This window comes from Herbaspirillum sp. NPDC087042 (genome assembly GCF_044745245.1).
GTDB lineage: Bacteria > Pseudomonadota > Gammaproteobacteria > Burkholderiales > Burkholderiaceae_D > Herbaspirillum.
Genome location: NZ_JBIUZW010000031.1, coordinates 1 through 24,160 on the forward strand (window position 1 = coordinate 1; position 24,160 = coordinate 24,160).

General features: G+C 63.9%; 19 protein-coding genes and 1 pseudogene. 3 read left to right on the top strand and 17 right to left on the bottom strand.

From position 1 onward, the window contains the following. The 10 genes from ACIPHN_RS25105 to ACIPHN_RS25150 form a co-directional block, all read right to left on the bottom strand. Positions 1-603 (bottom strand): amino acid--tRNA ligase-related protein (locus tag ACIPHN_RS25105; protein ID WP_400441717.1); only part of this gene is annotated, 603 nt, incomplete at its 3' end. A gap of 98 nt (positions 604-701) precedes the next feature. Next, a complete protein-coding gene (locus ACIPHN_RS25110) occupies positions 702-1,337 on the bottom strand; it encodes a DUF502 domain-containing protein (RefSeq protein ID WP_400441720.1) in 636 nt (211 codons plus the stop codon). A gap of 18 nt (positions 1,338-1,355) precedes the next feature. Continuing rightward, positions 1,356-1,736, bottom strand: coding sequence for an FmdB family zinc ribbon protein (locus tag ACIPHN_RS25115; RefSeq protein ID WP_400441723.1), 381 nt, complete (start codon positions 1,734-1,736; stop codon positions 1,356-1,358). 165 nt (positions 1,737-1,901) lie between these two features. Then, positions 1,902-3,293, bottom strand: a complete 1,392-nt coding sequence (gene otsA, locus ACIPHN_RS25120) for an alpha,alpha-trehalose-phosphate synthase (UDP-forming) (RefSeq protein ID WP_400441726.1) — start codon at positions 3,291-3,293, stop codon at positions 1,902-1,904. Then, positions 3,293-5,182 carry a glycoside hydrolase family 15 protein gene (locus ACIPHN_RS25125; RefSeq protein ID WP_400441729.1) on the bottom strand — a complete coding sequence of 630 codons (1,890 nt, stop codon included), beginning with the start codon at positions 5,180-5,182 and terminating at the stop codon, positions 3,293-3,295. The genes otsA and ACIPHN_RS25125 overlap by 1 nt, the downstream gene beginning before the upstream one ends. Positions 5,183-5,270: 88 nt before the next feature. Continuing rightward, positions 5,271-6,014 carry a trehalose-phosphatase gene (otsB, locus tag ACIPHN_RS25130; protein WP_400441732.1) on the bottom strand — a complete coding sequence of 248 codons (744 nt, stop codon included), beginning with the start codon at positions 6,012-6,014 and terminating at the stop codon, positions 5,271-5,273. Positions 6,015-6,214: 200 nt separating this feature from the next. Beyond that, positions 6,215-7,675, bottom strand: a complete 1,461-nt coding sequence (locus ACIPHN_RS25135; protein ID WP_400441735.1) for a sodium:solute symporter family protein — start codon at positions 7,673-7,675, stop codon at positions 6,215-6,217. Positions 7,676-7,892: 217 nt separating this feature from the next. Then, a complete protein-coding gene (locus ACIPHN_RS25140) occupies positions 7,893-8,783 on the bottom strand; it encodes a phage tail protein (RefSeq protein WP_400441738.1) in 891 nt (296 codons plus the stop codon). Positions 8,784-9,091: 308 nt separating this feature from the next. Further along, on the bottom strand, positions 9,092-10,384 hold the full coding sequence (lysA, locus tag ACIPHN_RS25145) for a diaminopimelate decarboxylase (protein ID WP_400441741.1): 1,293 nt from the start codon (positions 10,382-10,384) through the stop codon (positions 9,092-9,094). Positions 10,385-10,462: 78 nt separating this feature from the next. Further along, complete coding sequence (locus tag ACIPHN_RS25150; protein WP_400441744.1) at positions 10,463-10,681, bottom strand: lipoprotein; 219 nt, start codon at positions 10,679-10,681, stop codon at positions 10,463-10,465. 49 nt (positions 10,682-10,730) lie between these two features. On the opposite strand from ACIPHN_RS25150, the gene cyaY reads away from it, so the two are divergent. The 3 genes from cyaY (at position 10,731) to ACIPHN_RS25165 (ending at position 14,031) form a co-directional block, all read left to right on the top strand. Next, positions 10,731-11,063: an iron donor protein CyaY gene (gene cyaY, locus ACIPHN_RS25155; protein ID WP_400441747.1), complete on the top strand. Its 333-nt coding sequence runs from the start codon at positions 10,731-10,733 to the stop codon at positions 11,061-11,063. Positions 11,064-11,182: 119 nt separating this feature from the next. Further along, positions 11,183-11,650: a type II secretion system major pseudopilin GspG gene (gene gspG, locus ACIPHN_RS25160; protein ID WP_400441750.1), complete on the top strand. Its 468-nt coding sequence runs from the start codon at positions 11,183-11,185 to the stop codon at positions 11,648-11,650. A gap of 227 nt (positions 11,651-11,877) precedes the next feature. Further along, entirely contained in the window at positions 11,878-14,031 is a 2,154-nt protein-coding gene (locus tag ACIPHN_RS25165) for a TonB-dependent receptor (protein WP_400441753.1), read from the top strand. A 29-nt stretch (positions 14,032-14,060) separates the two neighbouring features. Here ACIPHN_RS25165 and ACIPHN_RS25170 read toward each other — a convergent pair whose 3' ends face one another. From ACIPHN_RS25170 to ACIPHN_RS25200, 7 genes and pseudogenes are all read right to left on the bottom strand, one after another. Next, positions 14,061-15,602 carry a hypothetical protein gene (locus ACIPHN_RS25170; RefSeq protein WP_400441755.1) on the bottom strand — a complete coding sequence of 514 codons (1,542 nt, stop codon included), beginning with the start codon at positions 15,600-15,602 and terminating at the stop codon, positions 14,061-14,063. 544 nt (positions 15,603-16,146) lie between these two features. Further along, positions 16,147-17,319 (bottom strand): porin, encoded by a 1,173-nt coding sequence (locus tag ACIPHN_RS25175; protein ID WP_400441758.1) that lies wholly within the window; start codon positions 17,317-17,319, stop codon positions 16,147-16,149. Positions 17,320-17,636: 317 nt separating this feature from the next. Next, positions 17,637-17,834 (bottom strand): hypothetical protein, encoded by a 198-nt coding sequence (locus ACIPHN_RS25180; RefSeq protein ID WP_400441760.1) that lies wholly within the window; start codon positions 17,832-17,834, stop codon positions 17,637-17,639. Between the two features lie 32 nt (positions 17,835-17,866). Next, positions 17,867-19,222 (bottom strand): ATP-dependent protease ATPase subunit HslU, encoded by a 1,356-nt coding sequence (hslU, locus tag ACIPHN_RS25185; RefSeq protein WP_400441763.1) that lies wholly within the window; start codon positions 19,220-19,222, stop codon positions 17,867-17,869. 55 nt (positions 19,223-19,277) lie between these two features. Then, complete coding sequence (gene hslV, locus ACIPHN_RS25190; RefSeq protein ID WP_400441766.1) at positions 19,278-19,814, bottom strand: ATP-dependent protease subunit HslV; 537 nt, start codon at positions 19,812-19,814, stop codon at positions 19,278-19,280. Positions 19,815-20,019: 205 nt separating this feature from the next. After that, entirely contained in the window at positions 20,020-23,730 is a 3,711-nt protein-coding gene (putA, locus tag ACIPHN_RS25195; RefSeq protein WP_400441769.1) for a trifunctional transcriptional regulator/proline dehydrogenase/L-glutamate gamma-semialdehyde dehydrogenase, read from the bottom strand. Positions 23,731-23,987: 257 nt separating this feature from the next. After that, positions 23,988-24,160: pseudogene (locus tag ACIPHN_RS25200) on the bottom strand (ABC transporter ATP-binding protein); the annotation flags it as partial.

The window sequence follows — 24,160 nt, forward strand, 5'->3', positions numbered from 1 at the left end:
CTTGAACAGCTGTTGCTTTTGCTGCAGGGCGAAGAATTCGCCATCGTTCACGCGCGAGGGCACCAGGTAATCGCGGGCGCCTTCCGGGGTGGACTTGGTCAGCATCGGGGTTTCGATGTCGATGAAGCCCTGGGCATCCAGGAACTTGCGCACTTCCATGGCGACCTTGTAGCGCAGGCGCAGGTTGTTCTGCATCTGCGGACGGCGCAGGTCCAGCACGCGGTGGGTCAGGCGGGTGGTTTCGGAGAGGTTGTCGTCGTCCAGCTGGAACGGCGGCGTCACCGACGGGTTCAGCACTTCCAGTTCCTGGCACAGCACTTCGATCTTGCCCGACTTCAGGTTGGCGTTGGTGGTGCCTTCAGGACGGCTGCGCACCAGACCGGTGATGCGCAGGCAGAACTCGTTGCGCACCGATTCGGCGTTCTTGAAGACATCGGCACGATCCGGGTCGCAGACCACCTGGACCAGGCCTTCGCGGTCGCGCAGGTCGATGAAGATCACGCCGCCGTGATCGCGGCGACGATGCACCCAGCCGCACAGGCTAACGGTTTGGCCGAGCAGTGCCTCGGTAGTGAGGCCACAGTATTGGGTTCGCATGGACATGGTTGTAATTCCGTTGACAGTGTTCTTGTTGGATTCGTAAGAGAAGACGCTAGGGGCGAAGGCGGGGCTGGCCGGGCAGGATGGCGCCGGCCGCCCCGTCAATTGTTCGGTGCCGCCGCGTCGGTGATGATCTTCTTGTCGGCCGCCATCTCGGGGGCGACCACGCCCATCGAGACGATGTACTTGAGAGCCTCGTCCACCGACATGTCGAGTTCGATCGAATCGGCGCGCGGCAGCATCAGGAAGAAACCGGAGGTCGGGTTGGGCGTCGTGGGCACGTAGACGCTGATGTAGTCACCGGCCAGGTGGTTCTTCACCTCACCACCGGGGGTGCCGGTCAGGAAGGCGATGGTCCAGGAGCCCTGGCGCGGGTACTGGATCAGCACGGCCTTGCGGAAGGCGTTGCCGGAGGACGAGAACAGCGTGTCGGACACCTGCTTGACGCTGGAATAGATGGACTTCACCACCGGGATGCGGGTCAGCAGGCCTTCCCACAGCAGCACCAGACGGCGCCCGATGAAGTTGCGCGCGGCCAGGCCGGTCAGGAACACGATCAGCAAAGTCAGGATCGCGCCCAGGCCGGGGATGTTGTAGCCCAGCCAATGACGCGGCCGCCAGGTCTCCGGCAGCAGCAGCAGCGACTGGTCCATCGTGCTGATGATCAGGTTGAGCACCCACAGGGTGATCGCCAGGGGGACCAGGATCAGCAGGCCGGTGATGAAGTATTTGCGCATGGATGAAGGATGCCTGCGTTAGCTTGCGCTGGGCGCCGAAGGCGCCGGAGCTGCCGGGGCTGCAGCTGGAGCAGCCGCAGCGGGGGGGGCGGCAGGAGCGGCAGCAGCAGCGGGGGCCGGCGCGGCGGCACTGTCACCGCTGGGCGCAGCAGCTGCGCCCTCGCTGGCGGCAAGGCCGGTGCCGGTGGCGCCCTTGCTGTTGGCTGCGCCGCTGCCGTTACCGCGGAAATCGGTGACGTACCAGCCCGAACCCTTCAACTGGAAACCGGCAGCGGTGAGCTGCTTCCTGAAACTGTCCTGGTTGCACGAGGGGCAAACGGTCAACGCATCGTCGGAGATCTTCTGCAAGACATCCTTGGCAAAACCACACGCTTCGCAGCGATACGCGTAAATCGGCATGACTAACTCCGCAAAAAACTTCCAAAACCCTGAATTATAAAGGCTTTTGACGGAGTTTTAGCGAACCGGGCGGCACGGGCGATGCAAGGGCGCGACGGCAAGCCCCTTCGCACCCACAAAGTGTTTGCTTTCAGGAAATTTTCGAGGCTGATCGAATAGCCCCGCTCAGCCGACCGGGGCCGCCCGGGCGCTGCGCAGGGTGTCCAGAAAATCACGACACCACCAGTGGACGTCGAACTGGCGGATGTTCTCCATCAGGGCCACATGGCGCTCGCGCCGCTCGGCCTGCGACATCTGCAGGGCTTGCTGGATGACCTGGGCGGTGCCATGGGTGTCGTAGGGGTTGATGATGAGCGCGGCCTTCATCTGCTCGGCCGCACCGGCAAAGCGTGACAGCACCAGCACGCCGGGGTCCTCCGGGTCCTGGGCGGCGACGAACTCCTTGGCCACCAGATTCATGCCATCGCGCAAGGGCGTCACCAGCGCCACCGCGCAGGCCCGGTACAGCCCCGGCAGGCGGCGTCGGGCCACGGTGCGGTGGATGTAGCGGATCGGCATCCAGTCGAAGTCGCCGAAGTCGCCGTTGATGGAGCCGCACAGGCTTTCCAGCTCGCGCTGGATGTCGCCGTAGGCTTCCACATCCTCGCGGCTGGGCGAGGCGATCTGCAGCAGCGTGGCGCTGTGGCGGTTCTCCGGATACAGGCGCAGCAGCTCGCGGAAGGCGCGGATGCGCTGCGGCAGGCCCTTGGAATAATCCAGCCGGTCCACCCCGATCAGCAGCCGCCGGCGCGAATACTCGGCCTTGGTGCTTTCATAGGTGTCGCGCGCTTCGCGGGCCCGGCCCAGGCGCTCAAATTCGTCCACGTCGATGCCGATGGGAAAGGCGCCGGCGCGCACCGTGCTGTTGAAGGCGCGGTACTGGTTGGCGCCGACCGGTTCGGCCGTGGCCTCGGCCTGCACGTACTGGGCGAAGTGCTGCAGGTCGGCATGGTTCTGGAAGCCCACCAGATCGTAGGCAAAGAGCGCCCGCATCAGCCATTCATGCGAGGGGATGGCGGTAAGAATGGGCGGCGGCGGCAGCGGGATGTGCAGGAAGAAGCCGATGCGCGCCTCGCAGCCCATGGCGCGCAGTTCGGCCGCCAGCGGGATGAGGTGGTAGTCGTGGATCCAGACGATGTCGTCGCGCTTCAACAGCGGGAACAGCTTGCGTGCGAACAGCTGGTTCACGCGCCGGTAGCCGCCCAGATGGCCCGACTCGAAATGCGCCAGGTCCAGCCGGTAATGGAACACCGGCCACAGCACGCCGTTGGCATAGCCGCGATAGTAGGCGTCATGATCGTCCTGGCACAGGTCCAGCTCGGCCAGGGTCACGCTGCCGGCCTGGCTGACGCGCAATTCGCCCTCGCCGGGGGTTCCGCCTTCGACCACCTTGCCGCTCCAGCCGAACCACAGGCCACCGGTCTGCTTCAGGGTTTCGCCCAGGGCCACCGCCAGTCCGCCAGCAGCGGGCTTGCGGGGATCGGCCAGGCGATTGGATACCACCACGAGTCTGGACATCAGATCACTGCCTCCCACGACGCCGACAGGCGCATTGCACAGTTGATGATGCCCACCATCGAATAGGTCTGCGGGAAGTTGCCCCACATCTGGCGCGTGACCGGATGGGTATCCTCGGAAAGCAGGCCCAGGTGGTTGCGGGCATCGAGCATGGCCTGGAAGATCTCGCGCGCCTGCTCCTTGCGGCCGATGCGGGCCAGCGCATCGATGCGCCAGAAGGTGCAGATGTTGAAGGCGGTCTCGGGCCGGCCGAAATCGTCCGGGGCTTCGTAGCGGCGCATGTAGGGGCCGTCGCAGAGGGACTTTTCCAGCGCATCGACGGTGGCGATGAAGCGCGGGTCGGTGGGTGCGATCAGGCCTACCTCCACCATCAGCAGCACGCTGGCATCGAGGTCGCGTCCGCCGAAACTCTCGGCATAGGCCTGGCGCTCCTCGTTCCAGGCTTCGCTGAGGATGCGCTGGCCGATCTCGGTAGCGCGCTCGCCCCAGTAGCTTGCGCGTTCGGGCAGGTCCACGCGCGCGGCGATCTTGGCCAGCCGGTCACAGGCGGCCCAGCTCATCAGGGCCGAGGAGGTATGGATGCGCGAGCGCGTGCGCAGCTCCCACATGCCGGCGTCGGGCTGGTCGTAGACCTCGTAGGCGCGTTCACCCACGGCTTCCAGGTGCTGGAAATGCTCGGCCCCGGCGCGATGGTGCAGGCGCATGTCATGGAAGGCCTGCGCCGCGCCCAGCACGATGTTGCCGTAGACGTCGTGCTGGAAGTGCTCGTAGGCCTGGTTGCCCACGCGCACCGGGCGATGGTTCTGGTAACCGGGGAGATGATCGAGGATCTGCTCCGGCAACGCCTCTTCCAGCCCGATGCCGTAGAGCGGCTGGACATGGCCGCCACCCGAGCGCACCACCACGTTGGTGAGCCAGCGCAGGTAGTCTTCCATGGTGCCCAGCTCGGAGAGGCTGTTCAAGGCGCGCACCACGAAGAAGGCATCGCGCAGCCAGCAATAGCGGTAGTCCCAGTTGCGCTGGCTGCCCGGCGCCTCCGGCACGCTGGTGGTCATGGCGGCGATGATGGCGCCGGTATCCTCGTAGACCGAGAGCTTGAGGGTGATGGCCGCGCGGATGACCGCATCCTGCCACTCCAGGGGCGTGGCCAGGGCGCGGCTCCAGTTGCGCCAGTAGGCGGTGGTCTCCTGCTCGAAATCGCGGGCGGTATCGTTGATGCCGCCATGCAGGGTTTCATCGGGACCGAGGATGAAACTATAGGGCCGGCTGACCACGAAGGCGGTCTCGTCGACAAGGTAGCTGATGGGCGCATCGGTGTTCAGGCGCAGGGTCTGCTCCTGTCCGACATAGCGGATATGGTTGCTGCCGCGCGTCTGCAGCGGCACTTCACGGCCCCAGCCGAAACGCGGACGCAGCACCACGCGCATGCGCGGCGCGCCCGAGAACGGATGGATGCGGCGCACCAGCTGTAACGGCCGGAAGAAGCGGCCCCGGCTCTGGAAGCGTGGCGCCAGGTCGGTGATCTCGATGCCCTGCCCCAGCGTATCGTAGAGGCGGGTGCGCAGCACCGCCGTATTGGGTTCGTACCATTGCTCGCTGTGGGAAAAATTCTCCAGCTGGAAAGACCACAGCGCGCCATTCTCACCGGGGTCCAGCAAGGCATTGAAGACCGGATCGCCATCGAAGCGAGGCAGGCAGCACCAGACGATGCGGCCCATCTTGTCCACCAGTGCGGAGAAGGCGCAATTGCCGATCACCCCCAGGTCCAGCGAGGACGTCGACGGCAGGTCGTGCGCCTGGGCCGCGATGTGCGGTTGTTCGGAATGCTGGGTCTGGGAGTGCGGTTGTGGTTGCGCTTCCTGTTGCGGGTCGGGACTGTGCTGGCTCATGGTTCCTCGTGTTCTGTTCTGTGGATCAGATTTCTTGATGGAAGGCGATGTGCTGCGGGGATGGCGCACGGCCTGCGTGCGCCGGGGACTAACCGGTGGCGCGCAATGCCAGGCCCTGGTCCAGCAAGGCCAGCACGGCGCCCGGATCGGCCAGGCGTTGTCGTGCCAGCGTGGGGCCACCACCGACCTTGATGCCCAGGCCATTGAAGCGCTCCGTCTGGACCACGGCAAAGCCGGCCTCGTCGGTGACATCGTCGCCGACGAAGACCGGACGACGGCCCCGGAAAGGCGCCTCCTGCAGGAAGGCCAATACGGCGTCGCCCTTGTTGATGTGCGGCTTGGCTTCCACCACCATCTTGCCGTGCAGCAGGGTAAAGCCGGGCTCATGCCGGATCGCCTCGCTCATGGCCCGTACGCACTGCCGCTCCAGGTGGGCCGCGTGGCGGTAGTGCAGCGCCAGGGCGCCGCGCTTCAATTCCAGCTGCAGGCCGGTATGCGCATGCACCAGTGGCAAGAGGCGTTCGCGCAGGTGATGCACGTCCGGCACGGGCTGCTCGATGATGCGGCCGTCGGCACTGCGCCGCTCCACGCCATGCACGCCCGCCGCCGGCAGGCGCAACGGTGCGAGGAAGAAATCGAGTTGATCCAGGGGACGACCGCTGACGATGGCCAGCGCGCCATCCGATGCTGCTTGCAGTCGCTGCAGGAGCGTGATCAGTTCCGGTGGCACCACGATCTCTTCGGGCTGTGGCGCCAGTTCGACCAGGGTGCCGTCGAAATCCAGAAATAACGCATCGGCAGCAACATCGTAGGGGCGAGTTTGCTCAGTCATGCTATTTCAGGTGGATGGAAAGCAAATAAGTTCCGGGTTTCTCTCGATCAATTGCTATTTTGATATCGAACAAATTCGAAAAACCGGACTATCGAAAGGCTTTGACAGCACCTGGCGCAGCAGTTCTGGCTACCACGGCAAAAACGAAAAACGGCCGCGCGGCAAAGCCGGGCGACCGTTTCAGGAGAGCAAGACCGGGATCAGGTCTGGGCGCTGCCCTCGACCGGATTGGCGACGATGGGCGGGACCGGGGCCAGCACCTGCGGCATGAGCGAACCGACCACCATGCCACCCACCGAGATCAAGAGGCCGGCCAGCTGTGGCGGCCACAGGCCTTCGGGCGCGGTGTATTCCAGCGTGATCCAGGACACCAGGCCCAGCACCATCGAAAACAATGCGCCCTGGCGGGTCGCACGGGGCCAGTACACGCCGAAGGCCAGCGGGACGAAGGCCGCCACCAGGGTGACCTTGTAGGCGTTTTCCACCATCTCGTAGATGCTCGACTGGCTGTTCAGGGCCAGCGAGGTCACGCCGGCGGTGAAGACCAGCACCACGGCCCGCATCGAGAAGAGGAATTCGCGGTCATTCTTCCAGGGGCGGATTTCCTTGAGCACGTTCTCGGTGAAGGTCACCGAGGGGGCCAGCAGGGTTGCGCTGGCGCAGCTCTTGATGGCCGACAGCAGCGCGCCGAAGAACATCACCTGGGCGAACACCGGCATCTTTTCCATGATCAGGGTCGGCAGCACCAGCTGCGAGTCGGAGTCCAGCAGGCGCGACACCATGTCCGGATCGATCAGCGTCGCCGAATAGGCCAGGAAGATCGGGATGAACACGAAGAAGAAATAGATCACGCCGCCCAGCACCGAGGCGTTGCGGGCGACCTTCTCGTTCTTGGAGGACATCACGCGCTGGAACACGTCCTGCTGCGGGATGGAACCCAGCATCATGGTGATCCAGGCGGCGAAGAACCACAGCACGTCCTTGAGGTTGGCCGCGGGCCAGAAGTTGCTGAACTTGCCGGCCGCGGCCGCATGCTGGATCACCACGCCGGGGCCGCCGACCATGCCGGAGACCTCGTAGCCGATGTAGAGCATGCCCACCACCACGATGATCATCTGCAGGAAGTCGGTGATGGCCACGGCCCACATGCCGCCCATGAGGGTGTAGATCAGCACGCTGCCGGCGCCGATGATCATGCCCCAGTGCATGGGGATGTAACCACCCGAGACCACATTGAAGACCAGGCCCAGCGCCTTGATCTGCGCAGCCACCCAGCCCAGGTAGGAAATGACGATGCAGATCGTGACCAGCATTTCGGCGGCACGGCCGAAGCGCTTCTTGTAGTAGTCGCCGATGGTCAGCAGGTTCATCCGGTAGAGCTTCTTGGCAAAGAACACGCCGACCAGGATCAGGCACAGCGAGGAGCCGAAGGGATCGGCCACGATGCCGCCCAGGCCTTCCTTGAGGAAGGTCGAGGACACGCCCAGTACCGCCTCCGAACCGAACCAGGTGGCAAAGACGGTCGCCGTCACCACCGACATGGGCAGTGAGCGACCGGCGACGGCGTAGTCCTTCGAACTCTTGACGAAACGGGTGGCATACAAGCCGATACCGACCGAGATGACCCAATAGAGGACGACGAACCAGAGCAGTGCATTCATGCCTTATTTCCTTGCAGGGAAGCCTTGAGGGGGTGGACGAAAAACGCGCATTATAGCGGCAACTACCCTGCGCAAAGCCGCTTGCGGCAAGACTTTTCAACTGTCGTCGCCGGGCCACAGGGCAAGCAAGAAATGCTCCCGCCGGACGGCGGAAGATGCTGGAAGGAAATTGTCTGTGTGCGACGGGGGCCGACGCCCGCCCGGGCGGGAGGGCCGCTCAGGCGCCCTCGTTGCTATGCTCGTAGGAGGGGCAGCCATCCTTGCCCCATTTGCCGTCGCACAGCTTCCACAGGCAGCTTTCGCGCGCAAACAGCGACAGCGCGCGGCATTGTTTGAGCTGCTCGGCCAGGGACGGGGCAGCGGGTACCTCGACGATCTCGGGTGCGGCCAGCGCGGCGGCCTGTGCACGTTCGGCCTTGGCGCGGGCGTCGGCCAGCTGCGCCTCGGCCTCGCGACGACGTTGCTCGCGCAGGGCCAGGGCCTCATCCTCGCGACGGTGGCGGGCTTCGGCGGCAGCACGCTTGTGCGCCAGCAGGCGGGCTTTCTCGTCAGCCTCCTGCTGCAGCAGGGCAATGGTATCGGCATCGGGGGCCTGGTCGAGCGCCGCCACCGCCGGAACCGGCGCCTGCGATGCCGGTTCGGAAGTGACCTGGCTCAGGCCGGGCAGGTGCTGGAGCATGGGTTTCAGGCCGCGCTGCGGCCACTGCGCGCTCAGCCACAAGGCCAGTCCGATGACGCCCAGCGTCAGCAGCGAGACCAGCAAGGCCCCCCGGGTGGAGGCGGACGGCGCGGCAGCCACAGCGGGCGCATCGGCTGCGCTGCGCTGCAATACCGGTGAGGGTTGGAGTTGGGGTTGGGCTTGCGGTTCGGGGGCGGTCTGGGCGACCTGCCCCTCCTGCACTACCGCCGGGGCGTTGCCGCCGGTGACAACGGCCGCCGTCACTGCAGCGGCGGCCACGGCAGCGGCCGTGATGTGCGAAGCGCGGATCTCCAGCGCCTCGTCGGCCATCGATGATTCTTCCTTGTCGGGATGCGCGTGCGCGTCGGAGCCGGCGTCGCGCGCCGCTCGCTTGTCGCGATCTTCCCCTGTGCGTTCCAGGACCTGCATGGAATTCCCCTGTGTTGCGCTACCGATCGCCCTCCCGGCGACCACGGTGTTCTCCCTCGCGCCCGCATGTTACGGCCTGGTCTCCGTAGCGCGCCGGCTGGCGCGCCTCAGGCTTGTTTTGATGGATCGCTTGTTTTTCTGGGCGGATGGGTATTTTGCGCCCAAATTTCCGAAAGGCAAATCAAAGAATGCGGCGCTGCAAGAAATTCTGTCGTCCGCCTCCCACGGCCATTGCCAGCGGACTAACAAAAACAAACGGCAGCCGCGAAACCGGGGCTGCCGTCCTGCCAGAGTGCCAACAGATCACATCAGTTGACAATCTTTTCCAGCGCAAACAGGTCGGCCGGATTCTCGCGCTGGCGGACCAGGTGGGCTTGCGTGCCATCGACCAGCACCTCGGCGGCGCGGCCGCGGGTGTTGTAGTTTGAGGCCATGGTCATGCCATAGGCACCGGCCGACATCAGGGCCAGCAGGTCGCCTTCTTCGATGGCCAGCTCGCGCGAACGCGCCAGCCAGTCGCCGGATTCGCAGACCGGGCCGACCACGTCATAGATGCGGGCATGACCGGCATTTTCCTTGACGGTCTGCACGCCATGCCAGGCTTCGTACATGGCCGGACGCATCAGGTCGTTCATGGCGGCATCGACCACGGCGAAATTCTTGCCTTCGCCATGCTTGAGGTATTGCACTTCGGTCAGCAGCAGGCCAGCATTGCCGACCACCGAGCGACCCGGCTCGAACATGACCTGGATGGGACGGCCATCGTACTTCTGCTGGCGCCAGGCATCGACGCGGGCAAACACGCGCGCCAGGTAGTCGCCGACGGCCACCGGTTGCTCGTCGTCATAGCGGATGCCGATGCCACCGCCGATGTCGAGGTGGTGGATGTGAATGCCTTCGGCTTCCAGCGTATCGACCATGTCGATGATCTTGTCCAGCGCTTCCAGCAGGGGCGAGTCGTCCAGCAGCTGCGAGCCGATGTGGCAATCGATGCCGACCACGTCGATGTTGGGCAGGGCGGCGGCGGTGCGGTAGCAATCCAGCGCGTCTTCATAGGCCACGCCGAACTTGTTTTCCTTCAGGCCGGTGGAGATGTAGGGGTGGGTCTTGGCATCCACATTGGGGTTCACGCGCAGCGAGATGCGGGCGCGCTTGCCCAGGGCGCCGGCCACTTCGTTCAGGCGCGCCACTTCGGGGATGGATTCGACGTTGAAGCACAGGATGTCGTGCTCCAGGGCCAGCTTCATCTCGTCGCGGCCCTTGCCCACGCCCGAGAAGATCACCTTGCGGGCGTCGCCGCCGGCGGCCACCACGCGCAGCAGTTCACCACCCGAGACGATGTCGAAACCCGAGCCCAGGCGGCCCAGCAGGTTCAGCACCGCCAGGTTGGAATTGGACTTGACCGAATAGCACACCAGCGCGCCACCCTTGGCGCCATCGGCGCGGCCCGCCGCGCGGCAGGCATCGGCATAGGCCGAATAGCGCTCGACCAGGGCGGCCTTGGAATAGACATACAGGGGCGTGCCGAACTGCTCGGCCAGGTCGGTCAGCGAGACTTGTTCGGCGTGCAGTGCGCCGTTGCGATAGGAGAAATGGGACATGTCAATCACTCTCGGGAGAGGTCTGTTATTCGGTACGGTGGGACTGGTGGAGCAAGGCGCCGGCCGGACGCCGGCCCGCTATTGCTGTGCAGGCTGGGCCGTTGCGCCCTGTTTGGCGGGATCGGTCGCGCCATCCTGCGCCGGCGCGGCCGGTTTGGGCTTGGTCTGCACAAACGGATCGGGCGGCACCTTGGGCAGGTACAGCGGGCCTTTCTGGCCGCAGCCGGCCAACGTCAGGGCGGCAACGCACAGGACTGCGACGGCTGTACGACGGGCAAGAGAATAATGTGACTTCACGATAAAATGGAGGATTACATCGAAATCTTAGAATGCCTTGGAGTTTAGCATGACCGAATCGGAATTCCTGGACCTGGCCGACGCCACCCTCAACGCCATCGAACTGGCACTGGAAAATGCCTGCGACACCAGCGACCTGGATGTCGAATGCAGTCGCAGCGGCAATGTGCTGGAAGTCGAATGCATCGACAACGGCTCCAAGATCATCATCAACAGCCAGGCGCCGATGCAGGAGATGTGGCTGGCCGCGCGCTCGGGCGGCTTCCACTACCGCTATGACGGCAGCCACTGGCTCAACACCCGCGACGGCACCGAACTCTATGCCACCCTCTCGGACGTGGTCAGCAGCCAGGCTGGCGTGGCCGTGACGCTGAAACCCTGACGCCCTGAAAACGGCCTGCCTGGCAAGCTCGCCGTGGCGCGCATCGCTTTTTGGCCGGCGGGGCGCTTATACTTGCGTGTTTTTCCTCTCCACCCGCCCATTTGAAGCCTGCAGCACCCATGCGCCGTTCCCTCTCGTCCTCCCGGCGGCATTCCGCCTTCCTGTTCCTGCAACGTGGATTGGCGCGCCTGCGCTGGATCCTTGCGCTGACCGTGCTGGCAGTGGCGGCGGCACTGCTGGTGCCGCCCATGGTGACGCGCTTCAACCACGACCATAGTCCGCAGGCACAGGCCGCCGAAAAGGATATGCATGCCATTGCCGCCGGGCTGGATCGCTATCGCCAGGACAATGGCCGCTACCCCGCCACCGAGCAGGGCTTGCTGGCGCTGATCATCAAACCGGTGCGCGCGCCGGTGCCAGGCAACTGGCAGACCGGTGGCTATGTCGACCGCCTGCCGCGCGATCCCTGGGACAACTCCTACCAGTACGAAGCCGCCGATGACGGCACCACCTACGAGCTGTTCTCCTTCGGCCAGTCCGGCCCGGATAGCACCCCGGACGATGCTCACGTGATCCGGCTCCACTAGACCTGCCCGCCTTCCCTTCCGCTCCACCCCCGCTGTTGCTGCAGTCGCCTTCCTGATCCGGATCTTGCCCCTCGCTGGCAGGATCCGCGATGTCCGCTCTTCCCCAACATCCCCGTCCCGCCCGGCGAGAGAATGCCGCGCGCGACACATCCGTTCTTTACAAATTCTTACAGATGATGATTAAATACAAATAATAACTATTTTTATTTACAAATCAGGATCCCCTCATGAAATTCCGTCTGCGTCGCGGCCGCCTGGCCGTGCTGGCTGCCTGTTCCCTGTCCCCACTTGCTGTCTCTCCCGTCTTCGGACAACAGGCCTCGGCGGCCCTGCCGACCGTGGAGGTCAGTGGCACGCGCGGCAACGACGGCTACCTCGCTCCCACCGCCGTCAGCGCCACCAAGAGCGAAGCGCCGCTGCGCGACGTGCCCCAGACCATCAACGTGGTACCGGCCCAGGTGATCCGCGACCAGAACGCGACCTCGCTGCAGGATGTGCTCAGGAATGTGCCCGGACTGGGCCTGTCGACCGGTGACGGACAGCGCGACCAGGTCTTCATCCGCGGCTTTACCGCCATCGGTGACCAGTTCGTCGATGGCTTCCGCGACGACGCGCTGTATTTCCGTGACTTGTCCAATGTGGAGACGGTGGAAGTGATCAAGGGACCGGCCGCCGTGCTGTACGGTCGCGGCTCCTCGGGCGGGCTGATCAACCGGGTGACCAAGAAGCCGGGTGTGGATGTCTCTGACGTGGGGTTCACGGCCAACAGCAACGCCGGTCGTCGCGCCGAGCTCGACCTGGGCCGCAGTGCCGGCGAGGGCGCGGTGTCATGGCGCCTGACCGGTGCGGTGGAACGCGGCGACAACTTCCGCGCCCAGCAATTCATCGACCGCAGCACCTTCGCGCCGTCGATGGAATTGCGCTTCTCGCCCGATACCAAATTGCTGCTGCAGGCCGACTATCTGGAAGATCGCCGGGTGATGGACTTCGGTATTCCGTCCTACCAGGGACGCCCGGTCAGCGTCGATCCGGGGACCTACTTCGGCGCCCGCAATGCGCGCGATGCCGACTTCGTGCAATCGCGCGTGGCCTCTACCACGGCCACTTTCACACATCGCTTCAATGAGGAATTCTCGTTCCGCAACGGCTTGCGCTACTACGACTACCACCTCAATCGCAACAGCACCAACATCAACGGCAACGTCAACGAGACCAACGCCACCATGAGCATGAGCCACGCCAAGCTGGTGCGCGACGAGAACGGCTGGTTCAACCAGAGCGAACTGACGCAGAAGCTCAAGCTGGGCCAGACCAGACACGAAATCCTCTACGGCCTGGAGTTCGGCAGCCAGAGCAAGGATGCCTATTCCTACGCCCCCGTGGCGGTGGCCGGCGGCACCTCGGGCTTGCCGGCGGTCTCCATCTTCAATCCGGTACTGCCGGTGGTCGACCCCAACCGCCTGGGCGCGCTGACCACCACCTACGGCACCTACGACACCTTCGCTTCCTACCTGCAGGACAACATCGCCTTCAACGAGCACTGGAAAGCCCTGGTGGGCGTGCGCTACGACCGCTACAAGCAGGACTCGCGCCTGCTGGCGCCGACCGGTCCGGCCACCAGCCTGTCGCGCACCGATACCGCCTACAGCCCGCGCGCGGGCGTGGTGTGGCAACCCACCGAGACGCAATCCTATTACCTCTCCTGGAGCCGCTCCTTCCAGCCCTCCGGCGAGAACTTCGCGCTGGCCGTCAACAACGCCGACCTGGCGCCTGAACAGACGCGCAATACCGAAGCGGGTGCCAAGTTCGATTTCTGGGAAGGACGCGCCAGCGCCACGGTCTCGGTGTTCCGGCTGGAGCGTGACAACATCAAGTCGACCCTGCCCAACAACACCATCGTCCCGGTCGGCAAGCAGCGCACCGATGGCGCCGAGCTGAGCTTGGCCGCTGACCTCAAGCAAGGCTGGAAGCTGCTGGCCGGCTACGCCTACCTGGATGCGGTCATCACCGATTCTTCTTCCTTCGACACCAGCGTCACCTCCGCCGGCAGCGTACCCTTCAAGGGCAAGAACGCCACGCTCACACCGCGTCATAGCGCCAACCTGTGGCTGACCAAGGAACTGGGCAACGGCTTCGTCGTGGGTGGCGGCGCCAATGCCATCGGCGCGCGCTTCGCCAATCCTGGCAACACCGTCACCCTGCCCGGCTATGTCACCGCCGATGCGATGGCGGCCTATCGCACCGAAAAGTACGAGCTGCAACTCAACGTGGGCAACATCTTCAATACCGGCTACATCATCTCCGGCCACGGCAGCAGCCCCAACCTGAGCCTGCCGGGTGCGCCGCGCAACGTCGCGCTGAGCCTGCGCTACCACATGTAAGCGCAGGCCCGCGCGCGACGCACGGTACTTCAGGCCAGGTCGGGGAAGGCCGTGCGCAAGCGGTACTGGCGCTGGCGGTAGTTGCCTTCCAGGCCGCTGAAGCCGCAATCGACATCGCCGAACAGGCGACTAATGCGATTGATGGTGGCGCGTTGCAGCTCGGTCTGGATGGCGATCAGGCGACGCTTGCTGCGCGCATACAGGTCGCAGATATCGACCACCAGGCAATGACCGTAGTCGGCCTGCTTGATGTCGATGAGCAGGGCTTCCGGCTTGGTCAGGCCGAACGTCGCCGCCAGTTCGATGCGGGCACTCAGGAAGGGATTGCTGTTGCGCAGCTTCTCGCTCAACTGCTTGCGGGCACGTGCCGCCCAGCTGAGTTCGTCGTCCTGCACCACGAAATCGGCCAGCGACTCACGCGCCGAGGCATCGCCCTGCGCCGCGGCCTTCTGCCACCAGTACACCGCCTTGACATCATGGTGCGGATCATCACGGCGGTTGCGCCAGTAGATCTGCGCCAGCTCGCACTGCGCCTGCACCAGTCCGGCCTCGGCGGCCTTCTCCTGGTATTGCTGGGCCACCTGCAGGTTGCGCTGTGAATAGATCGAGCGCGAGTAGATGCGCGCCAGCGCGTGCCAGCCAGCGGCCACGCCCGCTTCGCCGGCCAGGGCCAGCCAATGCAGCGCCTTCTTGAAATTGGCCAGGCCATGTTCCATGAAGACGCGATTGCCATCGCGGTCCATCTTGGCGCACAACAATCCCAGCTCCAGCTGCGCCTGGCCATTGCCGGCCACCGCGGCCAGTTCGAACAGGCGCATCACCGGCGCCGGATCCCCCTGCTGGCTGCGCAGCTGCCATTGACCATAGCGCAGCAGCAGCACGGCTTCTTCGGCACTCAATTGCACCGCCATGCCGGGTTCGGCGTCCTTCTCTTTTTCCAGCTGCGCCAGCACGGCCGCATTGCGTGCCAGCAGCCGCTCCACCAGCGCGGCTGCATCGCGTGCGAAGCCGTCACCGTCGCCTTGCTGCCAGGCCTTGTCCAGCAGCGCATATTGCGCATCCTCGATACCCGCGCGCGCAGCCTCTTGTACCAGCCGCTCTTCGTAGGCCGATGCCGCCGCGCCCGGCAACGCCGGCTGGCCATGGCGCTGCATCTGCTGGGCCAGCAGCCATTGTGCCTGGTGATCGTTGCGACTGGCCAACGAGGACAGCGCCGCAATCGCGCGCGCATGGGCGTTGCTGTCGAACTGCTCGGTATTGTCCAGCACCAGGCGCGCAAAGATGAGACCGGCTTGCGCAATGCCGGCGTCAAAGGCCTTCTCGTACCAGATCGCCGCTTCACGCGGCGAGGACAGATCGCGCGCCTGCTCGTAGCTGATATTTCGACCGATCATCATCCAGGCGTCGTCCACGCCCTGCTGCGCGGCACGCCGCAGCCAGTAGAAGGCCGTGCCCTTGCTGCGCGGCAGGCCACTGCCGCCATTGAGGTAACGGTTGCCCAACGCCAGCTGCGCGCGCGACTCTCCCGCACGGGCGGCCTTGATGACTGCCAGTTCTTCTCTTGTTGCCATGTTGTTTCCTTTCTCTTGTGCGACCGCTGCACAAAGCTGCGGAAAACGACATCCCCACCGATGCAGCAGTCTGCGTCGGTGCGCTCCGTGTTAGTCAATGCCACGGTGGTGAAAGGGAAGTCGGATCCTTTTCTGTTGCGCGGGAAGAGGTCGTGGATGAACCCCGCGCATGTCGAAGTGAGTGACGACTAGTAGAGCAGCCCGGGACGAAAAAGTGCCTTCCAAAGAGACCTTATTACTAACTCTTTACATCTGTAAAGATCGGCCACCAGTAAGGCTTTCGTCAGCATTATGCGAAGAAAAAGCGAGCTTTTTCCAGGTGCAAAAATGAGTATTCCCGCTGCCATTGAACTATCTCGCCGCGACCAATCCGAGTGCCATGCGAACCGACCCTTCGGGCTCGCATTTACAGCATCTCGGAGAATGGGGGCGGCGCCGGAATGGATAGTAAAAAACTAATAAAAAAAGCGTCGCATGAAATTCATGCGACGCCTTCGTCCTGCACTCCAGCGTCGTCATGAAGACGACGCCGGATTCGACACAATTAGAACTTGTGACGGATACCCACGGCGACAGCGCCTTGGTTGCCATCGGTGCCGCTGCTGTTGGACACGCCCGGGTTAGCCATGTCGCTGGTCTTGGTGTAGGCCAGCAGAGCGTACAGGTCGGTACGCTTGGACAGCCAGTAGTCGGTACCGAGGCTGACCTGGGTCAGCTTGGCCTTGTTGGACACGCCGTCGAAGTCAGCACGGGTGTGATCCACGGCTGCCAGCAGGTTCAGCGACGGGGTCAGAGCATAGGCAGTACCGATTTCGTAGATGTCAGCCTTCTTGGAGGCAGCCAGGGTACGGTTCGACAGGGTGCTCAGCGAGCCCACGCCAGCGGCGGTCAGGTTGGCCTGGGTGTTCAGGTCTTGCTTGACGCGCGAGTAGTTACCATACACGCGTGCCGGGCCGAACTGGTAGGAAGCTGCCACGTTCAGGACCTTCTGAGCCGAGCTGCCGGTGCTGTTGCCGTTGGTGTACTGGTTGGTACCGGTAGCAGCCAGCAGGGAGGTGTCAGCCGGGGTGGTGCCAGCCTTGGACTGGTAGTAGTTGATACCCAGACCCAGAGGACCGTTGTCGTACTTGCCGCCGATGCCGAAGGCTTGGCCAGCCGAGGTTTGGCCAGCGGTTTCGCCGAAGCCGTACATCAGGTTACCGGTGAAGCCGTTCAGGTTGGTCGTGGTGTAGCTGACCGAGTTGTTGGTACGGGTGCCTTGCAGGCGATCCAGGCCCGAACCGGAGTTGCTGGTCCAGCCACCGAAGTCCTTGACGGAGGTGTAAGCCGAGATGGTGTCAGCGAAGTCGGTTTGACGACCCAGCAGGACGGTACCGAAGTTACCAGCCAGACCCACCACCGACTTGCGACGGAACAGGGTGTTGGAGGTCTTGGAATCGTCCAGGGCACCGGTGTCGTTGGAGAAGCCGGCTTCCAGGTTGAACACTGCGGACAGGCCGCCACCCAGATCTTCAGCACCCTTGAAACCGATACGCGAACCCTGGATCACACCCGAGTTCAGGCCGAACTTGCTGCCGGTGCCGCCGGTAGCGGTAGCAACCTTGCTTTGGTAGACAACACCGGTATCGATGATACCGTAGATCGTGACGGAGCTTTGCGCTTGAGCTGCGCCTGCGAACGCGCCCAGAACGGCGAGTGCCAGCAGAGATTTTTTCATGTGACGTCCTTCTCTAAAAATAGTCTTGAGGATCCGCACTTGCAGTCGGATGGGCAAACATTAATGCTTCTGCCTCGTCGTGACTGCACCTTGGTCGATAGAAATGATTTTTTAGACGGGAGCCAAAAATTGAAATGGCAATTGTTGTATTTTTTTATCGCCAATTTTTCGTAGCCACTACACCACCACCCCGCAAGCGGCACCGTATCAATGAAAAAGCGCCGGTCGTGAAACCGGCGCCCTGGAAAAACTAAGTTTCTGTATTTTTATGCCTAAAAATACGAGCCCATCATCTCTAACACTCTCACACCATCCGGCTAACTCTCGTCGCCCATCAGCTTCTTCAGCAGATCCGACTTCTGCTGCTGGCGCTGCCCGGAGGCATTCTTGCGATGCGGGCCGGCGCCGCCGGCACGCTGCTGCGCGGCGACGGCGACCGGATTGCGTGGCTTCGATTGCGAAGGCTCAATGCGAAAGCTCAGTTTCTGTCGCGTACCGAGTGTCTTGTTGGCCATCGCAATCTCCTCACAGGATGCGGTAGTTCTCTTTACAGCACGTAGCGCGACAGGTCTTCGTCGACCGCCAGCTCGCCCAGACGCTCGTTGACGTAGGCGCCATCGATCTTCAATGCATCCACGCCGCTCTCGCCGGCCGTGAAGGAGATCTCTTCCAGCAGTTTCTCCATGACGGTATAGAGACGACGCGCACCGATGTTCTCGGTCTTCTCGTTGACCGAATGCGAGATCTCGGCCAGGCGCTTGATGCCGCTGTCGTCGAACTCGATCTTGACACCTTCGGTGGCCAGCAGCGCTTCATACTGCTTGGTCAGGCAGGCATCGGTACCGGTGAGGATGCGCTCGAAATCGGCAATCGACAGCGAATCCAGTTCCACCCGGATCGGGAAGCGACCCTGCAGTTCCGGGATCAGGTCCGAGGGCTTGGAGAGATGGAATGCCCCCGAGGCGATGAAGAGGATGTGATCGGTCTTGACCATGCCGTACTTGGTATTGACGGTGGTGCCTTCCACCAGCGGCAGCAGGTCGCGCTGCACACCGGCGCGCGAGACATCGGCATTGCCGTTCTGCGAGCGGGTGGCGATCTTGTCGATCTCGTCGAGGAAGACGATGCCGTTCTGCTCCACGTTGGTAATGGCCTTTTGCTTCAACTCTTCGTCGTTGACCAGCTTGGCCGCTTCTTCCTCGATCAACAGCTTCATCGCTTCCTTGATCTTGACCTTGCGCGCCTTCTTGCGCTGGTTGCCCATGCCGGAGAACATGGACTTGATCTGCTCGGTCATCTCTTCCATGCCCGGGGGCGCCATGATTTCCATGGAGGGCGCACCCTCGGAGAGTTCCAGCTCGATCTCGCGATCATCCAGCGCACCTTCGCGCAGACGCTTGCGGAAGGTCTGGCGGGTGGTGTTCTTGTCGTCCTTCTCGCCGCTGCTGCTGTTGCTGCCACTGCTGCTGTCGGTAAAACCAAAATCGCGCGCCGGCGGCAACAGCACGTCCAGGATGCGATCCTCGGCAGCATCCTCGGCGCGGGTGCGCACCTTGCGCGTCTCGATCTCACGGGTCTGCTTGATGCCGATATCGACCAGGTCGCGGATGATGGTGTCCACGTCGCGACCGACGTAACCGACTTCGGTGAACTTGGTCGCCTCGATCTTGATGAAGGGCGCATCGGCCAGCTTGGCCAGGCGACGCGCGATCTCGGTCTTGCCCACGCCGGTGGGGCCGATCATCAGGATGTTCTTGGGCGTGATCTCGTGGCGCAGCGGCTCGTCGATCTGCTGGCGGCGCCAGCGGTTGCGCAGGGCGATGGCCACCGCGCGCTTGGCGCGGGCCTGGCCGACGACGTGCTTGTCGAGTTCGGAGACGATTTCCTTGGGAGTCATATTCATGATGGTGATCTTTTCGCTGTGACGATTCATCGGGACAATGCGCGCAAGCCGCGCCTTATTCCAGCGTCTCGATGATGTGGTTCAGGTTGGTGTAGATGCACAGCTCGCCGGCGATGGTCAGCGACTTCTTGACGACCTCGGCCGGCGACAGTTCGGTGTTCTCATACAGGGCCTTGGCCGCCGATTGCGCATAGCTGCCACCGGAACCGATGGCGCCAATGCCATCATTGGGTTCCAGCACGTCGCCGTTGCCGGTGATGACCAGGGTGGTTTCCTTGTCGGCGCACAGCAGCATGGCTTCCAGGCGACGCAGCATGCGGTCGGTGCGCCAATCCTTGGCCAGCTCGACCGAAGCGCGCATCAGGTTGCCCTGGTGTTTTTCCAGCTTGGCCTCGAACAGCTCCAGCAGCGTGAAGGCATCCGCCGTGCCGCCGGCAAAACCGACCAGGACCTTGCCGTGGTAGAGCTTGCGCACCTTGCGCGCACTGCCCTTCATGACGATGTTGCCAAGCGTCACCTGGCCGTCGCCGCCCAGCGCGACCTGGTTGCCGCGACGGACCGAAAGGATGGTGGTGCCGTGAAATTGTTCCATGCTTGCCTCTGTTCAATATGTGCGTAGGTACTGCGCACAGGTACGCCTTCTGTGCGTCCTGTCGAGATGGGGTTGCCCGGCCGGATTGCAAGTCATGCCTTCGTGCCAGCCCCGCTTTGCAGGCCGATATTGTACGCCGGCAAAGAAAGCGGGCGCCGGGACACAAGGTCCGGGCGCCCGTCTCAGGCGGTGATAGTGACTTCGACTAGACCGAGATGGTCATCAGGCTGGCATTGCCGCCCGCGGCCGTCGTATTGACGCACAACGCACGCTCGGCCAGCAGGCGCCACAGCGGGATGGCGGTGTCCTCGCCACACAGGATCAGCGGCACCAGCGCGCCGTCACGCGCGGCCAGGCGGGCGCGCCAGTCGGCGGCCACGTGGCTGTCCACCAGCGCTGCCTGCAGCGGTTCGGCGTCAAGCTGGCCGGTGCGACGGATCACCGCACGCACCTGGGCCGGCAGACCGGCGGGCAGCAAGGCCGCGGTAGCACCGTCGACCAGCACCGTGTTGCCAGTGGCCAGGGCGGCCGCCACCTGGTTGAGCAGCGTACCGACACTGGCGGCGGCGCACAGCACCAGTCCACGCGGCGCAAAGGCCAGGGTGTTGCGCTCGCCGGTGGGGCCGGGCAGCACCAGGCTGCGTTGCAGCAGGCTGTCACGCTGGTAACGCTCGCCGCTGGCGGCCAGGCGTTCGTGGCCGTGGGTACGGGCCCAGTCCAGCAGCGACGCCAGCAGTGCATTGCCGACCTGGGCCGGCTGCGCGCGGTTCAGTTCCTCATGCAGTTGCGCATTGCGTTGCAGGCGTTTCAGGTAGAGCGGGCCGCCCGCCTTGGGACCAGTGCCGGACTTGCCTTCGCCGCCGAAGGGCTGCACGCCCACTACCGCACCGACAATGTTGCGGTTGACGTAGATATTGCCCACATGCGCACGGTCGGCCACGTATTCGATGGTTTCATCGATGCGCGAATGCACGCCCAGCGTCAGGCCATATCCAGTGGCGTTGATGGCATCGATCAGCTGCGGCAAGGTATCGCGGCGATAGCGCAGCACGTGCAGCACCGGGCCGAAGACTTCGCGCTTGAGTTGCGCGAGGTCATCGATCTCGATCACGGTAGGCGCGACGAAGGTGCCATGCTCGCACTCGGCGGGCAAGGGCAGCTGGTGCAGGGCGCGGGCGGTGCCGCGCATGCGTTCGATGTGGGCCAGCAGGTTCTGCTGCGCCTCGGCGTCGATGACCGGGCCGATGTCGATGGACAGGCGATCCGGGCAACCCACGCGCAGTTCGGCCATGGCACCCTTCAACATCTCCAGGGTACGGTCGGCGATGTCTTCCTGCAGGCACAGGACACGCAGCGCCGAACAGCGCTGGCCGGCGCTGTCGAAGGCCGAGGACAGCACGTCCTGCACCACCTGCTCGGCCAGTGCCGAGGAATCCACGATCAGCGCATTCTGGCCGCCGGTCTCGGCGATCAGCGGCACTTCGCCGTGCTCGCCGCTGCCATCGCCGTCGTCATGCTTGCGCTGGGCCAGGGTACGGTTGATCAGTTGCGCCACCTCGGTGGAGCCGGTGAAGATGACGCCCTTGACGCGCACATCCGAGGTCAGCGCGGCACCGACGGTCTCGCCACGGCCCGGCAGCAGTTGCAGCGCGGCGCGCGGAATGCCGGCCTGGTGCAGCAATTGCACGGCGCGATGGGCGATCAGGGCAGTCTGCTCGGCCGGCTTGGCCAGCACCACGTTGCCGGCGGCCAGCGAGGCGCTGACTTCGCCGATGAAGATGGCCAGCGGGAAATTCCACGGGCTGATGCACACCACTGGACCCCAGGCCAGCACATTGCCGTCATGGCGCGAGGCGATGGCGTAGTAGCGCAGGAAATCGACGGCCTCGCGCACTTCGGCAATCGCATTGGGCAGCGACTTGCCGGCTTCACGCACGGCCAGCGCCATCAGTTCGGCGATATTCTCTTCCAGCAGGTCGGCGGCGCGCTCCAGCATGGTGGCGCGCTCGGCAGCCGGGGTGGACTGCCATTGCGGCGCGTAGGCGGTGGCGGCGGCCAGCGCGGTATCGACATCGGCCACGGTGGCTTCGATGACCTGCCCCACCACTTGGCGGCGGTCGGCCGGATTGCGCACGGCTTGCGCCTGCTGCGCCTGGAGCTCGCCCACGATCAGCGGTGCGGCTTGCCACTGGCGTTCGGCCATGCCGGCAAAGAGCGTGCTCAGTTGCTGCAGGCGGGCTTCATTGGAGAGGTCGATACCCGCCGAATTCTTGCGCTCCTGGCCATACAGGCGCTGCGGCAAGGCGATGGCCGGATGCGGCGCGCCACCCTGGGCGCGCACGGTCTCCACCGGATCAGCAACCAGTTGCTCCAGCGGCACGGCTTCATCGACGATCTGGTTGACGAAGGAGGAGTTGGCGCCGTTCTCCAGCAGGCGACGCACCAGGTAGGCCAGCAGGGTCTGGTGCGAACCGACCGGCGCATAGATGCGGCAGGACTTGCCCAGGTTGCCGGCACCGACCACCTGGTCGTACAGGGTCTCGCCCATGCCGTGCAGGCACTGGAATTCGTAGTCATCAACGCGGTTCTGCTTGGCCCAGTGGTAGATCGCCGCCAGCGTGTAGGCATTGTGCGTGGCGAACTGGGGATAGATCACATCGGTGGCGGCCAGCAGCTTCTGCGCGCACGTCAGGTAGGACAGGTCGGTATGCACCTTGCGGGTATAGACCGGATAGCCTTCCAGGCCATCGACCTGGGCGCGCTTGATTTCGCTATCCCAGTAGGCGCCCTTGACCAGGCGGATCATCAGGCGGCGACCGTGGCGGCGCGCCTGCTCGACCAGGTGATCGATGACGAAGGGGCAGCGCTTCTGGTAACCCTGCACCACGAAGCCCAGGCCGTCGAAACCGGCCAGGTCGGGGTCGGCAATCAGGGCTTCCATCATGTCCAGCGACAGCTCCAGGCGGTCGGCTTCCTCGGCATCGATGTTCAGGCCGATGTCATATTGCTTGGCCAGCAGCAGCAACTGCTTCAGGCGCGGCAACAGCTCACCCATCACGCGGGCGTGCTGGGCACGTGAGTAACGCGGATGCAGGGCCGACAGCTTCACCGAGATGCCCGGGCCTTCCTTGATGCCACGACCATTGGAGGCGCGACCGATGGCGTGGATGGCCTGCTCGTAGGACTGGTAGTAGGCATCGGCATCGTGCATGGTCAGCGCGGCCTCGCCCAGCATGTCGTAGGAATAGCGATAGCCGCGCTTCTCGTTGTCGCGGCTGTTCTGCAAGGCCTCGTCGATGGTCTGGCCGGTCACGAACTGGTTACCCAGCATGCGCATGGCCAGGTCCACGCCCTTGCGGATGAGCGGCTCGCCGCCCTTGCCGATGAGACGGGTGATGGCTTGCGTGAGGCCGCTTTCGCTATTGGTGGACACCAGCTTGCCGGTGATCAGGAGCCCCCAGGTCGCCGCATTGACGAACAGCGACGGCGACTCGCCCAGGTGCTTGCGCCAGTCGCCCTTGCTGATCTTGTCGGCGATCAGGCGATCGGCGGTCTGGCGATCGGGAATGCGCAGCAGCGCCTCGGCCAGGCACATCAGGGCCACGCCCTCTTCCGAGGACAGCGAGAATTCGTGCATCAAGGCATCCACGCCGGAGGAGCGGGTACGCTTCTCGCGCACCTGCTGGACCAGCTTGCTGGCCAGTTGGCGGGTCGATTCCTTCCAGGGTTGATCGCCCTGGATCTGGCCCAGCAGCCACTGCACGGCCTCGCGTTCATCGCGGCGATAGGCAGCGGTGATGGCGGCGCGCAAGGCGCTCGGCGCCGGCAGCATCTCGGCATGGAAAGCGCCGAACGGCAAGCCGGTGGCGGACGAGGAAGGAGCGGCCACGGAGGCGGCGAAAACGACGTTGGTCATGGGCTGGAGAATGAGATGGGAAGGATTTTCGCATCCGGATTCTATGCGGGAACAACCAATATTAATTCTGTATTTCTTGGTTATTACCAATATTTAATTCGGCTATTTTTTGTTATTTAAGTTTTAATTTTCTACAGACCCATGATGACGCCAGCTCATCCAGTCGTGGCGCAGCTCCGCAGGCGCCATGAAAAAACGCCGCCAACCCGAGGGTGGCGGCGTTCCTGTGCGGTCCGAAAACGGCGGTAACGAAGGTATCAGCCCTCACCCAGATAAGCCGCCTTCACCCGCGGATCATCCAGCATCTGGCGCGCCTCGCCCTGCATGGTGATCAGGCCCGACTCCATCACATAGCCGCGATGCGCCGCCTCCAGTGCCAGCTTGGCGTTCTGCTCCACCAGCAGGATCGTGATGCCCTGCGCCGACACAT

Excerpts from the sequence above, each read along its gene's own strand:
- ACIPHN_RS25110 (WP_400441720.1), bottom strand. The coding sequence starts at position 1,337 with ATGCGCAAATACTTCATCACCGGCCTGCTGATCCTGGTCCCCCTGGCG.
- ACIPHN_RS25115 (WP_400441723.1), bottom strand. The coding sequence starts at position 1,736 with ATGCCGATTTACGCGTATCGCTGCGAAGCGTGTGGTTTTGCCAAGGAT.
- otsA (WP_400441726.1), bottom strand. The coding sequence starts at position 3,293 with ATGTCCAGACTCGTGGTGGTATCCAATCGCCTGGCCGATCCCCGCAAG.
- ACIPHN_RS25125 (WP_400441729.1), bottom strand. The coding sequence starts at position 5,182 with ATGAGCCAGCACAGTCCCGACCCGCAACAGGAAGCGCAACCACAACCG.
- otsB (WP_400441732.1), bottom strand. The coding sequence starts at position 6,014 with ATGACTGAGCAAACTCGCCCCTACGATGTTGCTGCCGATGCGTTATTT.
- ACIPHN_RS25135 (WP_400441735.1), bottom strand. The coding sequence starts at position 7,675 with ATGAATGCACTGCTCTGGTTCGTCGTCCTCTATTGGGTCATCTCGGTC.
- ACIPHN_RS25140 (WP_400441738.1), bottom strand. The coding sequence starts at position 8,783 with ATGCAGGTCCTGGAACGCACAGGGGAAGATCGCGACAAGCGAGCGGCG.
- lysA (WP_400441741.1), bottom strand. The coding sequence starts at position 10,384 with ATGTCCCATTTCTCCTATCGCAACGGCGCACTGCACGCCGAACAAGTC.
- cyaY (WP_400441747.1), top strand. The coding sequence starts at position 10,731 with ATGACCGAATCGGAATTCCTGGACCTGGCCGACGCCACCCTCAACGCC.
- gspG (WP_400441750.1), top strand. The coding sequence starts at position 11,183 with ATGCGCCGTTCCCTCTCGTCCTCCCGGCGGCATTCCGCCTTCCTGTTC.
- ACIPHN_RS25165 (WP_400441753.1), top strand. The coding sequence starts at position 11,878 with ATGAAATTCCGTCTGCGTCGCGGCCGCCTGGCCGTGCTGGCTGCCTGT.
- ACIPHN_RS25170 (WP_400441755.1), bottom strand. The coding sequence starts at position 15,602 with ATGGCAACAAGAGAAGAACTGGCAGTCATCAAGGCCGCCCGTGCGGGA.
- ACIPHN_RS25175 (WP_400441758.1), bottom strand. The coding sequence starts at position 17,319 with ATGAAAAAATCTCTGCTGGCACTCGCCGTTCTGGGCGCGTTCGCAGGC.
- ACIPHN_RS25180 (WP_400441760.1), bottom strand. The coding sequence starts at position 17,834 with ATGGCCAACAAGACACTCGGTACGCGACAGAAACTGAGCTTTCGCATT.
- hslU (WP_400441763.1), bottom strand. The coding sequence starts at position 19,222 with ATGAATATGACTCCCAAGGAAATCGTCTCCGAACTCGACAAGCACGTC.
- hslV (WP_400441766.1), bottom strand. The coding sequence starts at position 19,814 with ATGGAACAATTTCACGGCACCACCATCCTTTCGGTCCGTCGCGGCAAC.
- putA (WP_400441769.1), bottom strand. The coding sequence starts at position 23,730 with ATGACCAACGTCGTTTTCGCCGCCTCCGTGGCCGCTCCTTCCTCGTCC.